Annotated in this window: 17 protein-coding genes and 1 tRNA gene; 10 read left to right on the top strand and 8 right to left on the bottom strand. The window is 64.9% G+C overall.

Annotation, left to right across the window (positions count from 1 at the left end; genetic code table 11):
- Window positions 1-3: 3 nt before the first annotated feature.
- From I3J27_RS22860 to I3J27_RS22850, 3 genes are all read left to right on the top strand, one after another.
- Entirely contained in the window at window positions 4-798 is a 795-nt protein-coding gene (locus tag I3J27_RS22860; RefSeq protein WP_270160676.1) for an NUDIX hydrolase, read from the top strand.
- A gap of 78 nt (window positions 799-876) precedes the next feature.
- Window positions 877-1,791, top strand: coding sequence for a DMT family transporter (locus tag I3J27_RS22855; protein ID WP_270160675.1), 915 nt, complete (start codon window positions 877-879; stop codon window positions 1,789-1,791).
- 125 nt (window positions 1,792-1,916) lie between these two features.
- Entirely contained in the window at window positions 1,917-4,604 is a 2,688-nt protein-coding gene (locus I3J27_RS22850; RefSeq protein WP_270160674.1) for a PAS domain S-box protein, read from the top strand.
- Between the two features lie 52 nt (window positions 4,605-4,656).
- Here the strand turns inward: I3J27_RS22850 and I3J27_RS22845 are convergent, their stop codons facing one another.
- From I3J27_RS22845 to I3J27_RS22835, 3 genes are all read right to left on the bottom strand, one after another.
- Window positions 4,657-5,097: a DMT family transporter gene (locus I3J27_RS22845; protein WP_270160673.1), complete on the bottom strand. Its 441-nt coding sequence runs from the start codon at window positions 5,095-5,097 to the stop codon at window positions 4,657-4,659.
- A 79-nt stretch (window positions 5,098-5,176) separates the two neighbouring features.
- Window positions 5,177-5,734 carry a helix-turn-helix domain-containing protein gene (locus tag I3J27_RS22840; RefSeq protein ID WP_270160672.1) on the bottom strand — a complete coding sequence of 186 codons (558 nt, stop codon included), beginning with the start codon at window positions 5,732-5,734 and terminating at the stop codon, window positions 5,177-5,179.
- A gap of 221 nt (window positions 5,735-5,955) precedes the next feature.
- The gene (locus I3J27_RS22835; RefSeq protein WP_063986297.1) at window positions 5,956-6,309 is read right to left on the bottom strand and encodes a GrlR family regulatory protein; all 354 of its coding nucleotides are present in this window, start codon (window positions 6,307-6,309) and stop codon (window positions 5,956-5,958) included.
- A 259-nt stretch (window positions 6,310-6,568) separates the two neighbouring features.
- On the opposite strand from I3J27_RS22835, the gene I3J27_RS22830 reads away from it, so the two are divergent.
- A complete protein-coding gene (locus I3J27_RS22830) occupies window positions 6,569-7,066 on the top strand; it encodes a hypothetical protein (protein ID WP_270160671.1) in 498 nt (165 codons plus the stop codon).
- 50 nt (window positions 7,067-7,116) lie between these two features.
- On the opposite strand, the gene I3J27_RS22825 is transcribed toward I3J27_RS22830, so the two are convergent.
- A complete protein-coding gene (locus tag I3J27_RS22825) occupies window positions 7,117-7,503 on the bottom strand; it encodes a VOC family protein (RefSeq protein WP_270160670.1) in 387 nt (128 codons plus the stop codon).
- A gap of 171 nt (window positions 7,504-7,674) precedes the next feature.
- Between I3J27_RS22825 and I3J27_RS22820 the strand changes: the two genes are divergently transcribed.
- From I3J27_RS22820 to I3J27_RS22810, 3 genes are all read left to right on the top strand, one after another.
- On the top strand, window positions 7,675-8,244 hold the full coding sequence (locus I3J27_RS22820) for a hypothetical protein (RefSeq protein ID WP_270160669.1): 570 nt from the start codon (window positions 7,675-7,677) through the stop codon (window positions 8,242-8,244).
- Between the two features lie 162 nt (window positions 8,245-8,406).
- The gene (locus I3J27_RS22815) at window positions 8,407-8,943 is read left to right on the top strand and encodes a hypothetical protein (RefSeq protein WP_270160668.1); all 537 of its coding nucleotides are present in this window, start codon (window positions 8,407-8,409) and stop codon (window positions 8,941-8,943) included.
- A 153-nt stretch (window positions 8,944-9,096) separates the two neighbouring features.
- A tRNA-Arg gene (locus tag I3J27_RS22810) sits at window positions 9,097-9,173 on the top strand.
- Window positions 9,174-9,222: 49 nt separating this feature from the next.
- Here the strand turns inward: I3J27_RS22810 and I3J27_RS22805 are convergent.
- From I3J27_RS22805 to I3J27_RS22795, 3 genes are all read right to left on the bottom strand, one after another.
- Complete coding sequence (locus tag I3J27_RS22805; RefSeq protein ID WP_270160667.1) at window positions 9,223-9,375, bottom strand: hypothetical protein; 153 nt, start codon at window positions 9,373-9,375, stop codon at window positions 9,223-9,225.
- A gap of 192 nt (window positions 9,376-9,567) precedes the next feature.
- Window positions 9,568-10,533, bottom strand: a complete 966-nt coding sequence (locus tag I3J27_RS22800) for an AraC family transcriptional regulator (RefSeq protein ID WP_270160666.1) — start codon at window positions 10,531-10,533, stop codon at window positions 9,568-9,570.
- A gap of 462 nt (window positions 10,534-10,995) precedes the next feature.
- The gene (locus I3J27_RS22795) at window positions 10,996-11,262 is read right to left on the bottom strand and encodes a hypothetical protein (protein ID WP_270160665.1); all 267 of its coding nucleotides are present in this window, start codon (window positions 11,260-11,262) and stop codon (window positions 10,996-10,998) included.
- Window positions 11,263-11,569: 307 nt separating this feature from the next.
- Here I3J27_RS22795 and I3J27_RS22790 point away from each other — a divergent pair, with 307 nt between their 5' ends.
- Window positions 11,570-12,031 (top strand): host attachment protein, encoded by a 462-nt coding sequence (locus I3J27_RS22790; RefSeq protein WP_270160664.1) that lies wholly within the window; start codon window positions 11,570-11,572, stop codon window positions 12,029-12,031.
- 32 nt (window positions 12,032-12,063) lie between these two features.
- On the opposite strand, the gene I3J27_RS22785 is transcribed toward I3J27_RS22790, so the two are convergent.
- Complete coding sequence (locus I3J27_RS22785; RefSeq protein WP_270160663.1) at window positions 12,064-12,327, bottom strand: hypothetical protein; 264 nt, start codon at window positions 12,325-12,327, stop codon at window positions 12,064-12,066.
- 303 nt (window positions 12,328-12,630) lie between these two features.
- Here I3J27_RS22785 and I3J27_RS22780 point away from each other — a divergent pair, with 303 nt between their 5' ends.
- Together I3J27_RS22780 and I3J27_RS22775 are read left to right on the top strand one after the other, a co-directional pair.
- Window positions 12,631-13,077, top strand: coding sequence for a hypothetical protein (locus tag I3J27_RS22780; protein ID WP_270160662.1), 447 nt, complete (start codon window positions 12,631-12,633; stop codon window positions 13,075-13,077).
- Between the two features lie 97 nt (window positions 13,078-13,174).
- Window positions 13,175-14,047 (top strand): DMT family transporter, encoded by an 873-nt coding sequence (locus I3J27_RS22775; RefSeq protein WP_270160661.1) that lies wholly within the window; start codon window positions 13,175-13,177, stop codon window positions 14,045-14,047.
- The last annotated feature ends 12 nt before the right edge of the window (window positions 14,048-14,059 follow it).

The following is a 14,059-nucleotide window of genomic DNA, read 5'->3' as shown; positions in this document are numbered from 1 at the left end:
TGAATGGCCGAGACATCAGCATCACGCCCGGCCTCGACCATCCTTCTGCTCCGTGACGGTGCCAGGGAGCTGGAGGTCTTCATGATGGTCCGCCATCATCAGATCGAGTTCAACTCGGGCGCGCTGGTGTTTCCGGGCGGCAGCGTCGATGCCGGCGATCAGGAGATCGTCGCCCGCTCCGACCTGTATTCGGGCGGCGAGGACTTGAGCGAAGCGGACCGCGGTTTTCGGATCGCGGCGATCCGCGAGACCTTTGAGGAGAGCGGCATCCTGCTGGCGCGGGCGAAGGACTCGGGCACACCGGTCGATGCCAAGCGCGCCGGCGAGATTGCGGACAAGCACCGCGTTGCGCTCAACGAGCACAAGATCAGCTTCCTGAACATTCTCGCTGACAACGGCCTCCAGCTTGCGCTCGACACGCTCGTGCCTTACGCGCACTGGATCACGCCGGAAGGCATGCCGAAACGCTTCGACACCTGGTTCTTCCTCGCCGCGGCACCGCCTGATCAGCTCGGCGCGCATGACGGCCGCGAGTCCACCGACTCGATCTGGGTCTCGCCGCGCGAGGCGGTGGAGGGCGGCGACAGCGGCCGCTTCAAGCTGCCGTTTCCGACCACGCGCAACCTGATCCGCCTCGCCAAGCAAAGCAGCGTGAGTGCCGCGCTGGAGCACGCCCGCGGCCTGTCCATCGTCACGGTGATGCCCGTGATGACCAAGACCGACACCGGCCGCCAGCTCCGCATTCCCCGCGAGGCCGGCTATGACGGCGAGGTGTTCGAGGTCGGCGCGGTCGGCTAGGATACTTCGATAGAGAACGAAGTATTGACGAGCGCGGACGCGCTAGGTTCCGTCCCTGACATCGGGACGGGACGCATCATGGACAACCGGCAGGACACCAACATCGCCGTCGAGCTGGCGCTGCTGGTCGCGCTCGCAACGCTCTGGGGCGGCTCCTATACCTTCATCAAGCTCGGCGTCGCCACCATCCCGCCGATCACGTTGATCGCGGCCCGCACGACGATTGCAGGCCTGCTGCTGCTTGCGATCATGTCGGCGTGGGGAATCAGGATGCCCACGGATGCCGCGACATGGCAGCGCTTCGCGTTCCAGGCCGTGCTCAACAGCGTGATTCCCTGGACGCTGATCGCCTGGGGCGAGCGCCATGTCGATGCCGCGCTCGCCACCATCCTCAACTCGGCCGGGCCGATCTTCACCTTCCTGCTCACAGCGGTCGTGACTCGGCACGAGGCCACGACTCCGCGAAAGCTGTTCGGCGTCGTGGCGGGCATGGCTGGCATCCTGCTGATCGTCGGCGTCGATGCCTTCCATGACATCGGCAGCGGCATCATTGCGGAAGCGGCGATCGTCGCCGCCACCATCTGCTATGCCTGCGCCGCGATCTTCGGCCGCAGCTTCAAAGGCCTCGACCCGATGGCGCCGGCCGCCGGCTCGCTGCTGGCGGGCGCCGCGGTCCTGATCCCGGCCTCGCTGGTGGTTGAGCAGCCCTGGACGCTGTCGCCGTCGCTGAGCTCGGTGCTGGCGCTGCTCGCGCTGGCCGTGTTCTCGACCGCCGCGGCGTTCGCGATCTACTTCCGCCTGATCCAGACCCTGGGGTCGGTCGGGACCACGGCGCAGGCGTATTTGCGCGTCCCCATCGGGGTCGCCATCAGCGTCGCCTTTCTCGGCGAAAGCCTGAGCCAGACCGCCTGGATCGGCCTTGCCTGCGTCGTCCTCGGCGTTGCCGCCATGACCATCCCGGCCCGGCGGCGGACAAGCGTCAAAACATCATAATCGGAAGGGGAGAAGGGCGGCGGGTCCGCGATATTAAGGATATTTGGCGGCCAGAGGCATGTTCCCCCGGGGCCGCAATACGTCGTATATTGGGTCTCCAGTAGCCCGGTCCTTAAAACGCACCAATGTCCGCCGAATTGACGCCGACCCCTGAGAAAAAGCGAACATTTTCGCTCTCCATCGGCCAGCTCACCTTCGGCAGCTTCCTGTTGGTGCTGGCGGTGATCATCGTCACCTCGACCGCGAGCGTGATCGCGATCCGGCACATCGACACGACCTTCGCCGAGTTGCAGCGGCTCCAAAGCGTCGGCGACCTCGCCGAGGATATCGACCGCCGCATGAACGAGCTGCGGCTCGCCGCGCGCGACTTCGTCACCGATCCCGGCGCCGGCATCCAGTTCCAGCAAGTCGGCGAGGCGGCCTCGACGCTCAGCGATATCCTGAAGAAGACCCGCATCGAGCTCGCACCCGAGCAGCAGGACATGATCGACGGGGTCACCGAACGCCTTGCGACCTATCGCAATGGCCTGGAGCGGATCTCGACCCTGATCGACCGCCGCGCCCAGCTCCTTGCCGGCCTGCCGCCGCTGCGCGACCGGTTCGACGTGGCCGTCGGCGCCACAGCGGACCGCGAGCTGGCCTCCCGCCTGTCGGAGGCGCAGAGCCGGATTGCACTCGGGCTGCTCGCGCGCAACCCGTCTGCGGCCGAGCAGGCCGCCGAGGGGATGCGGGCGATGGACATTGCCGACGCCAGATTGAAGTCGGCCGTCAATGATTACGCCGAAGCCATTATGGCCGTGGCCGTCCGGGAGCGGCAGATCGCCGACATCGACCGCGAGGTGCTGGGCACCGAGGGCCGCCTGATCGGTCGCGTCACCGAGTTGCTGCGCGAGGTCAGCGCCCGGCGCGGCCACGTGCTGTCGCGCGATTTCGCGCGCACGCTGACGGAAGCACGGTGGCAGAGCATCGTGCTCGGTTCCATCGGCGTGCTGATCGGCATGGTCGCAGCCGCCTTCGTGGTGCGGCGGACGGTCCGGCCGCTTGCGAAGATCGCAAGATCGATCCGCGCGCTCGCGGCGGGCGAGAAGAACACCTCGATCCCGTCGGCCGACCTCGACAACGAGATCGGCGACATCGCGCGGGCGGCCGAAGTGTTCCGCCGCGCGCTGGAGGAGGCCGACACGGCGCGCGAGGCGGCGGTACGCGCGCTCACCGAGCAGCGCCTCGCCGAAGAGAGCTATCGCAAACTGTTCGAGGGGTCGATCGACGGCATCTATGTCACGACGCCGGCCGGCGACCTCCTCAACGCCAATCCGGCGCTGGCGCGGATGATGGGCTATGACAGCCCGCAGCACCTGATCGACAGCATCAACGACATCGCCCACACGATCTACGTCAGTCCCGAGGCGCGTGACGAATATCAGCGGCTGATGGCGCGCGACGGCATGGTGCGTGAGTTCGAGTACCAGGTGCGCCAGCGCAGCGGCAACATTTTGTGGCTCTCAGACAGCGCGACCGGCGTGCGGGACGAGGCGGGCAACATCGTCCGCTACGAGGGCACGCTGCGCGACATCACCGATCAGAAGCGGGCGGAAGACGCCATTGCCGAAGGACGGCGCCTGCTCCAGCAGGTCATCGACACCGTGCCCGCGGTCATCAACGTCAAGAACCGCGACCTGCGCTACGTGCTGATGAACCGCTACATGGCCGGCATCTTCGGCATCGAGCCCGGCGATGCGCTCGGCCGCACCACGGCGGACCTGATGTCGCGCTATGGCGCGGCCAAGTCCGACGAGAGCGACAAGAGGGTGCTCAAGCTCCGCAAGGGACTCGGCTTCTACGAGGAGGAGTATAAGGACGCCTCCGGCAATATGCGGCAATGGCTGGTCAACAAGCTGCCGCTGCTCGATGCCGAGGGCGAGATCGAGCGGATCGTCACCGTGGCGCTCGACATCGGCGAGCGCAAGCGTGGCGAGCAGGAGATGCGCAAAGCCAAGGAATCCGCCGAGACCGCGCTGCGCAATCTGCGCGAGACCCAGGCCTCGCTGATCGAGGCGGAGAAGCTGGCTGCGCTCGGGCGGCTCGTTGCGGGCGTCGCACACGAGGTCAACAATCCCGTCGGCATCAGCCTCACGGTTGCCTCCGCGCTGGAGCGCAAGACCGCGATGTTCACGTCAGAGGTCGAGCGCGGCGAGCTCCGCCGCTCCACGCTCAACGACTTCCTCAACACCAGCCGCGACGCGTCCTCGCAGCTCGTCTCCAATCTCAACCGCGCTGCCGAGCTGATCCAGTCGTTCAAGCAGGTCGCGGCCGACCGCAACTATTCGGACCAGCGCAGCTTCGATCTCGGCGACCTCACCGAGCAGGTGGTGATGAGTCTGCGGCCGGGCCTGCGCAAGCACAATCTGACGCTCAACGTCGAGTGTCAGCCGGATCTGACCATGAACAGCTACCCCGGCCCATATGGCCAGGTGCTGACCAACCTGTTTCTCAATTCGGTGGCGCACGCCTTCCCGGACGGCCGGCCGGGGACGATCGACATCCAGGTGCGCGAGTCCGGCAAGGACAATGTCGAGATCATCTTCTCGGACAACGGCTGCGGCATGTCGCTCGACGTCCGCCGCCGCGCGTTTGATCCGTTCTTCACCACGAGACGCGATCAGGGCGGCACCGGCCTCGGACTGCACATCGTCTACAGCATCGTCACCAACCGGCTCGGCGGGCGGCTCGATCTCGATTCCGAGCCGGGCGAGGGCACGCGCATCCAGATCATTTTGCCGCGCGTAGCGCCGCTCGAACAGGCGGCGGAGTGACCAGCCCCGCGGTCGCATTGACGCGGCAGCAAGCCGGCACTGCGGGCGATCTTTACCCGCGAACGAGAGCTGCGCCGAGGACGAGACAGCCGGCGCCCAGTGCGCGTGTCAAACTGACCGGATGCTGCGGCAGGCCGAGCATACCGATGTGGTCGAACGCCAACGAACCGAGCAACTGACCGACGACGATCAACGTCAACACCGTCGCCACGCCAAGGCGCGGCACCATGAAGATGCTGGTCACGATGAAGATCGCGCCGAAAATTCCCCCGGTCCATGCGATCAAGGGAGCTCGTCCGGCCAAGGGGCCAGCGGGAATCGGCTCGCGCAGCGCGGCGAGAACCAGCAGCAAGGCGATTGTTCCGCCAAGATAACTCGCGAACGCCGCCCACCTCGCTGATTGCAAGGCATTGCCAAGGCCAGCGTTCAGCACTTGCTGGAGGGCGAGGCTTAGGCCCGCAAACAGGACCACGAAAGATGCCAGGAGGTTCATGCGCAGCTCGCAATGAATGCAGAGGTGGAGCCAGCTTAACGACCGGGGCCGATTCACGTCTGGAATGAAATCGACCGCCTCATTCCGCGAAAGCCGAACGATAGGCGGCCGGCGTTGCGCCGTAAGCGCGACGAAACAGGCGACCAAGGTGACTCTGATCGGAGAACGAGCCGGCATAAGCCACGTCGGCGACGGTGTCGCCGCGCTTCAACCGCGAGCGTGCCGAGGCCAGTCGCAACACAAGGCGATAGGCAGCAGGGGTCATCCCGACCTCTCGCTTGAACCGCCGAATGAAGCCGTCGGTCGATCGGCCTTGCCGTGCTGCTGACGCGCGGATGTCGAGGCCTTCGCACGAAACCAGCTCCGTTAGCGCGGCACGTCGCGCAGGCAGCACGGGATCTCTCGGCCATGGGTCGTGCGAGCCGATCGCATCGAGTATCTCGTCTGGCGAGGTCGCTAGCGAGTGGCGGATGCGGAGCGGCCCCGAGATCTCTCTCACCGCTGCATGATCGCTCGGCACGTACAGATGGGTGACGATCGAGCCGGGGCCACCATACGAGGCATGTGGTACGCCCCCGGGGATGACGACGATATCGCCGATGGTGGCGCAAAACTCTCCGAACGCCGTCATGTACATGCGCCATCCTTCGATCACGGCGGCGACTTGAACATCCGGGTGAACGTGATACGCGAGCGCGGCAGCCTTTGTCGCCGCGAGGTGACCCAGCTCGATCGCCGAGCCGCGTTCCCATGGGCGATATGTCCACGATCCAGGCATTCTCACTGCATAAGACCTATTGCGCGGGATGTCAGCAGGGGCCGCCGCGACTTGTTTTCGGCCGCTCGCGGCGGCGCGGCCTAGTCGGCCTCCGCGAGCTTGTGCAGCGTCGCACCGAAAATCAGGCTGGCCTTGCCGACGAGCGCCGTGCCCGTCATCTCCGCGCGGGTGTCCGTGTAGGTGCCGCTGACGCCGATGCCGACCGGCGCGGGGCCGCCGAACAGTGGATTGTCATCGCCCCGCGGCGAAGTGTGCCGTTGCACCAGCACCTCGCCCTTGAAGGTGTGGTCGTCCTTCACGACGTAGCTGCCGGTGTAATAGAGGTAGGCATCGCCGCCAAGGATCTTGCCGTCGCGAAAGAGAATGACGCCGCTGCCCTTGCCGACTCGACCATCGAGCAGGTTGACGTGAATCGAATAGAGGCCGTTCTTCATAACGTCCCGAGGCCGGCCGCCATCGCCCAATGACGTAACCGGTAGCGCTTTTATGCCAAAGCGCATCCGCTCGCGCAACGCGGCAGTTTGCCGGCCGGCCGTGCGAGTCGGCTGCCGCGAGCCGTAGTTGTCCCGGCTTGTCTATGACACCGCCATGACGGTCTGATCATGACGCGAGGCCAGTCGTTGCGAATCAAGTTGGCCCGCGAAATGCATAACCATTGTTGCACTGGCCGCGGGGTGCTGGAGCAGGACAAACGTGAGCAACTGGATCGATTCCGGCGGCGATGAGCCGCGTCTGTACAGTGTGCGTCCCACGATTTGCGAAACACGACAACGGCGGACCGGCACCGCGACACGCTGGCGACGCGTGGCGAGCCTCGCCTGCGTCTTGGCCTTGATCGCACTCGCAGCCCCGTTCGGGCACGCGCGCGACCGCGGCCAGTTCGTCAACACCAATGCCGACTTGAAGGCCTGGTTCGACGGCCTGCGCAGCGGCAAGGGACCGTGCTGCTCCGATGCCGACGGCTCGGCGCTCTCGGATACCGACTGGGAGAGCAAGGACGGGCACTACCGTGTCCGCGTCCCGCGCTACGGCTACGGGCTCGACGGCCAGAAGCAGGAACTCATCTGGGTCGACGTGCCCGAGGAAGCCGTGATCTCGGAGCCGAACCGGGTCGGACGGACCATGGTGTGGCCGATCTACGGCTACACGGGCGTGGCCATCCGCTGCTTCATGCCCGGTAGCATGACTTAGCCGGGCGACAGCGCGCCCGGCCTCTCGCCGGCATTGGATGCGGCGCCGCGTCAGGCGTATTTCTTGTCGCGCTCGAGCAGCTCGATGGAGATGCCTTCCGGGCCGCGAATGAAGCAGATGCGGACGCCGGGCCGGATCGTGGTCGGCTCGCGTGTGAAGGTGACGCCCTTGGCCTTGATCTCGGCCGCGACGGCGTCGATGTCCTTCACCGTGAGGCCGAAATGGTCGAGGCCTTGATGCGGGTGCGGAGGCGGCGGGCTGACGGCGTTGTGGCCCTCGAGCGGCGCGATGAAGATCTTTGCGCCGCCGAGGTTCACGTCTATCCGTCCGGGCGCCTGCACAATCTCGCCGCCGAGGATGTCCCGCAGCCAGGCCGCGGTGGCCTCCGGATCGGGGCTGCGCAGATGGACGTGGTCCCAAGTGACGACGACAGGCATTTCATGTTCTCCCAACGGGGTCTTCGATGTTGCAGCGCATGTTAGCGGCCTCAGGTGGTGATCGCCACCGTCCTTGCCGACTCGGCACGAGCGCGGGAACCTTAGTTCGTCTGCCGGATTAGGGTAAATAGCGACCGAGTCCGTCGCTTCGGCCGCTGTCGGTGATGGACCATGAACGCCAGGTTTGACCGGATCGGGTTGGCACGTTTTGCGGGAAGCAGCGAGCGGCTGGCGCGGATCGTGACGATCGCGAGCGTCGCCTTTGGCCGAAGCCTGCTGTGGCTGATGGCGGCCATCATCGTCGGTTGCGGCATCTGGATGCTCCTGCCGCCCTCCAAGGGCAACAGCGCTGAACCGGTGAAGTCCGACGTGGCGACTGAACCGCCTCCTTCGCGTGACGCGGGACCGTCAGTCTCGCCGGTGACCCAGGCTCAGGCCCCGGCTGCGGCAGAACTCGATCGTCTCAGAATTTCGTCGCAGACCTGGCGTCGCGGCGGCCTCGGCTCGAAGGCGCTGGTGACATTCACGCTGCGAAACGACAATGACTATGCCGTAAAGGATCTGGAGATCGTCTGCGCATTCACGCGGCGCGATGGCAGCCATCTCACCGACCGCAGCCGTGTGCTTGCGGATACGGTGACGATGAAGAGCCGCAAGACCTTTGCGCGCATTCCTGTCGGCGTCGTCAACGTCAATGCCGATCAGGCGAAGTGTTCGCTTGTCGCGGCACGGCGCGCATAAGGACGGCATTTCCGGTAGCGGAAAAGTTACCCTCCGAGGGGCTTGGCTGAAAAACCTGGCGTTGCCATTTGAACCAATGGCTGGGTGGTAGGAACCAATTAGAGTATCGCCTGTTTTAAGGCGAAGAGCCCACGCGGGGATGCGGGGGGCGGAGCGTGGCCAATGCCCATCTTTCGGTATTTCGTTTTTGTCGGTGGAGCCTTGCTCGCACTGTTGTTCGCGGCAAATTACGTTCTGCCGTCGCAGCCGGTTGCGCAGGCCGTTGCCACCGCAAGCAATGATCAGCCGCTGATCCGGATCCGGTCCGATCGCCATTTGCCTGAGCGCGTCGTGCTCGACACCAGCCAGCCGACGATTGCGGTTCCCGTGGTCAAGACAGCCGCGGTCGTCGCGCCGCAACCGCCGGCGCAGGAGGCTATGTCGCCCGCGCTGGCCGAGATGTCGGCCAAGGCGCGGGTGCGCGAGACATTTGCCCAGTTCACGCCGGCCCTGAAGGGCGATACCGCCGCTGCGAAGAAGACCGACGTGAAGCCGCAGCTTCAGGCGCAGGCCCAGCCTGCTCAAGGCCAAGCTCCGCAGACCCAGGCGCAGCAGCCCAAGCGCAAGGTGGCCCGGACCCATCCGGCGCCGCAGCAGGGCCGGCCGATGATGCTGGTGGCGCAGCAGCCCCATTTCGGTCTCTTCAACACGACCTGGTGAGAGCGCCTCTGACCCGTCCCGAAACGCGGCGGGGAGGGCTTTTTATTGGTCAGTCTCTCTGCTAATTCGAACCCATCCGAACGCCGTCCGATGTGCTGGCCTGTCAGCCGCCGGTCCGGCGCTTCTCGGTTGCGGCCCAACGCCCGGGCCGGGGCGCTCGTAGCTCAGCTGGATAGAGCATCGGATTTCGATTCCGAGGGTCGGGAGTTCGAATCTCTCCGAGCGCGCCATTTGTCGGGCTAGGGCTTTGAAGCCCCCAGCCGACGCGCAAGCCTCCGTCTACTTGCCCTGGATCTTCAGCCCATTGGGGCCGACGTTGATCTGGAGGCCGTCGGGCTGCATCTTCGCCTGGTAGAGGTTGTAGCCGAGCACGGCCGCCGTGACGACCAGAGCGCCAATGATCAGAAACAGGACATTGCGGTTGATGGACATGCTTTTCCCTGAACCACCCGGTTGACGGCGAGAAAAAGCCCCGCGCGTGGAGGCGCGGGGCTCTTCAGTGCGCCACCGGGGCTGGCTGACGGCGCACTGCTTGAACTGGGTAACGCGGTTCGAAGGAACTGGTTCCCGAATTGCTCGACGCACAAGTCCAGGGCCGAGCAGCCGGTGCCGCGGCCAGTGATGTCAGCTTGCGGCAAGACCGGTGTGCCTGGCCCGGGCCAGGGTCTCCGAGGGAGTCTCGTGAAAGGTCGCGCGGTAGGCGGCGGCAAACTCGCCGAGGTGATGAAAGCCCTGGGCGCGGGCGCATGTGGCGACCGTCGCACCGCCGCCCTTGAGGAGCCGCGCGCGCGTCGCCCATAGCCGCTTCAGGCGGATGTATTGATGCAGGCTCATGCCGCGCACCTTGCTGACCGCCCCGCCGAGCGTCCGGACCGAGACGCCGAATTCGCCGGCGAGATCGGCCGTATAGATCGGTGCGGTCGGATAGGCCGTGACGTAATCGTCGATCTGCTGCACGAGCCTGGCGGATCGCGCGCTTGCATTCGGCGCGCCGCGCTCCGACAGCGGGTCGATTTGAAACAAATCGTCGAGGGCGAGCAGCAGGCCCTCCTGGAGATGCGCGGCGACCTCGGTGGTTTCGAACATGTGCGGCTCGACCGACGCGGTCCGCAGGATGTCCTGCACGAGCTGCCGCGCGTAGAAAAGAGCGGCGGGGTCCGCGCTGCGAACCCACAATGAGTCGGCGCGATCGAACCAGTCGCGATCCCTCAGCGCGGGCGAGAACATGATCAGCGCGTGGTAATTGGTCTGATGCTCGACGAAATGGCAGTGATGATTGCCGCGCAAGGCGATGAAAACGCGCGAGTCGAGCTCTATGCCGCCCGAGCTGGCGCGCAGATCGTCGGTCATCGGCAGGATCACCATGCCGCCCGGCGCGCGATAAGCGCTATCGAGAATGCGCGCAAACGAGCGCGCCACGATGATCCGGCACCCCGGCAGATTCACGACCGCACGGGCTGCCGCGAAATTGGCGACGTCGAGGGGAATGCTCCGGGCATCTTCCATCGACTCGGCCGGCCGAAACGCGTCGACATCGGCAAATCGGATCAGCTGGAGTGCGGACGAGGGGGCGAGAGCGTCGAAAAACATGCGTCTGGCCGGATGCTGCAATGTGACGATTAAATGAATGTCGATACATCGCAATCAATGGCGAAACATCGCGATTCAGTAAACCGGATTCCTGGCCGTAGTATTGCGGACATCATGTCACGAGGCGCGGGCAAATTCCCGGTAGATCGATGTCACCGTCAACGGTCCCGGCTCATCGGCTGGCCGGAGGCTAGGTCGATGAAATGCAGGCGCGTGCAGGCGGGGCAGGCGAAGGACTCGAAGCTGCGCCCTTCGGGTCTCTGCTGCCTTTCCAGATGCGTTTGCACATTCATGCCCGTCTGGGGGCATCGGAAAACAATGAAATCCACCATCGACACAGCATGACGAGATCGCGCCTGTCGTCTTTGATCTGGATCAGTTTTGGAGCCGGTCTAGATTGGAAGAGATCGACGCCGCCCGCCGTCTCGCAAAAGCGAAGGGGCCCCGAGGGCCCCTTCAAAATCACCAGCGGCGATAGCCGTAATAGCGGGGCCCATAAACCCGCGGGCCATAATATCTGGGCCCGTAATACGGCCGCGGCCCGTAATACCCATAATAGTTCGGGCGCCAAAAACAGCGTCCCCAGGCGTCGCAGACCATGCGGACCTGCTCGACGTTGGAAACCTCGGGCGCCACTGGCGCGGGTGCGATGGGCATGGCGGACGCCGCCGGCGATGCCATGAGGGCACCGAACAGGGATGCGGCGACGAGGCCAATCTTGAGCTTCATGATGTCTTCCTCCGCTGACGCAGGTCAGGATATCGAAGTTGTTCTGATCAAATTGTGGCGGAACCGAAATGTAATGCTGATGAACAAATCTTCAGCCAGCCCGCCACGGTCTCTCACTCCACCAGACTAGCCCAGCTTCGCACGCGGTACCAATGCTGCGCTTGCGTTGCTGTGATCCCGCACGACATCGCCACCATGCTTGATCCTGCGCAATTCGCCTTCGCAGCTTCGTCCCTAGTCTTGTCGCCGTGGCCGGTCCTTCGAGGAATTCGAAGAGCAGGCTCGCGAAGTTGCTTGGAGCTGTGCAATGGACAAGATGAGAATCGACAAGGGTGACTGGCTGGTCGTGTGCGACGGCCGCAAGGCGCTCATTCTGGAAAATCTCGGCGACGAGATGTTTCCGAATCTCCACACAAGGGAGGTGCATGAGCAGCCCAATCCGGCGACCCATGCGCAAGGCACCGATGCGCCGGGCCGGCTGAATGCGGGCGTCGGCGGCGCGCGCAGCTCGGTCGAGCAGACCGATTGGCACGATGAGGCCGAGCGCGCCTTCCTGCGCAGCCTGGCCGGCCGGCTCGATGCCGCCGTCAGCGCGGGTGAGACCTCGGCGCTGACCATGGTGGCTTCACCCCGCGCACTCGGCATGATCCGCGCCGATTATTCGGACGTGGTGCGCAAAGCGCTTCAGGGCGAGGTCGGCAAGGACCTCGTCAAGCTGCCGGTCTACGAGATCGAGAAGCAGTTGCTGCTGTCGGGCGCCGCCGGATAGGAACGCCCGCAGAAAGGCCCTGCCTGCGCCCCTCAGTAGCAGGGGTGCCGGCGGCGGTCCTGGCCGACATAGGCGGCCGCGCTCTGGTAGCAATGGTTGGTCGACGGGCCGTCGTAGAAGGCGAAGGTGCCGGGGGTGATGCCGGGGCCGTAATTGTGCACGTAGCTGATCGGATAGGGCAGCGGATTGGCATAGAAGCGGTGGTACCGGTGATGTCCCCGCGCCTCCGCAAGGCTGGGGGCGAGGATTGCCGCCGACAGGGCAGCAACCGCGGCTACAAGCTTCAACGTGCTCATCTCGATTCTCCGGAACCCGCGCGAATAGGTCCGCTGTTTATAGCCATTTCGGGGCGCCCGGACACCCATCCGGCACCCGGAAAACGGGGCCCATCCCGCAGATTCCCGGAGGGGTGTGACAGAAATGCCGGGAGCAGGGCCGAAGGTTGCCCATTTTTGGCCTTTTCGGGATGCTTAACGAATTCCCCACACAAGTATGACCAAAGAGAATTCGCTTAAGAATCCTGTCGCCGGCCCCCGAACGGTTCTTGGGGGGTCCCTCAAGGCCGATCCATTCCTGAAGGCTTTCGCCGTCACCTCGCCATGCGCATCACGCTTTTGAGCCTGCTGTTGCTCTTCGTCGCCGCCACCACGCCGGCGCGTGCCGAGCTGCACATCACCCGCGACCACGGCGGTTACGTCGAGGAGTACAAGGCCAAGTACAAGCGGGTCCGCGAGAAGGGCGAGCGCGTCATCATCGACGGCATCTGCAACTCGGCCTGCACGCTGGTGCTCGGCATCGTGCCGATGAACAAGATCTGCGTGACGCCGCGGGCCAGCCTCGGCTTCCATCAGGCCTATTACGACAAGGCCTTTACCTTCGGTATCAAGGTCACCAGCGCGGAGGGGACGTCCGACCTGATGTCCTACTACCCGAGCACGGTGAAGGAATGGATCCGCCGCAATGGCGGGCTCACCACCGACATGAAGAAGATCAAGAACGGCGTCGAGCTCTGGAAGATCATCGACCCCTGTCCTGAAGAATGGTGAGCGGCTGAGCCGGTCCGCCGCGGTCGCTCGCAGCGCAGCATCGTCCAGACGAAATTCGCATTGCCGCACAGGCCCCGCTGGGGCAATGAGGGCGGCAATGAACCATAATCAAGAAGCCCTGACCGCCCGCGCCGCGCCGATCCTGTTCGTGCTGCTGTGGAGCACCGGATTCATCGGCACCAAATACGTCATCAACAACGCCGATCCCTTGACCTATCTCGCCATCCGCATGGCGATCGTGGTCGGCCTGATGGCGATCATCGCTGGCATTGCGCGGCCGAAATGGCCAGACCGTATCGGCATCGCGCATAGTGCGGTCGCCGGTATCCTCGTCCATGGCTTCTATCTCGGCGGCACCGCGATTGCGATTTCGCATTCGATTCCGGCCGGGCTCTCCGCGCTGATTCCGGGCCTGCAGCCGATCCTGACCTCGACCATTGCCAACCGCTGGCTCGGCGAGAAGGTGACGCCGGTGCAATGGGCCGGTCTCGTGCTTGGCCTCGGCGGCGTGGTGCTGATCCTGCACGGCCGTCCCATGAGCGGCGAAGCCGGGCTCGGCTGGCTCGCCTCGGTGGTCTCGCTGATCAGCATCACGCTCGGCACGCTCTATCAGCGCCGCTACTGCAACCACATCGACTGGCGTGCCGGCAATCTCGTGCAATATGTCGCCGTCACCATTTTCTTCGCGGTCGGGGCCTTCCTGTTCGAGGAGCGTGTGGTGCACTGGACACGGGAGTTCGTGCTCGCGCTCGCCTGGCTCGCCGTGGCGCTGTCGATCGGATCGATCGGGCTGCTCTACTGGCTGATCCGCCACGCCGCGGCAACTTCGGTCGCGAGCCTGTTCTACCTGGTGCCTGCGGTCACCGCGCTGATGGCCTATCTGCTGTTCGGGGAGAAGCTCGATGCGCTGGCGATTGCCGGCATGGCGATGTGCGCGGCGGCAGTGTTCGTGGTCAATCGGCGCTTCTAGACGGAAGGCCGC

Source organism: Bradyrhizobium xenonodulans, assembly GCF_027594865.1.
GTDB lineage: Bacteria > Pseudomonadota > Alphaproteobacteria > Rhizobiales > Xanthobacteraceae > Bradyrhizobium > Bradyrhizobium xenonodulans.
The sequence above is the reverse complement of the archived record's forward strand: the minus strand, read 5'-3'. Positions and strand labels throughout refer to the sequence as shown.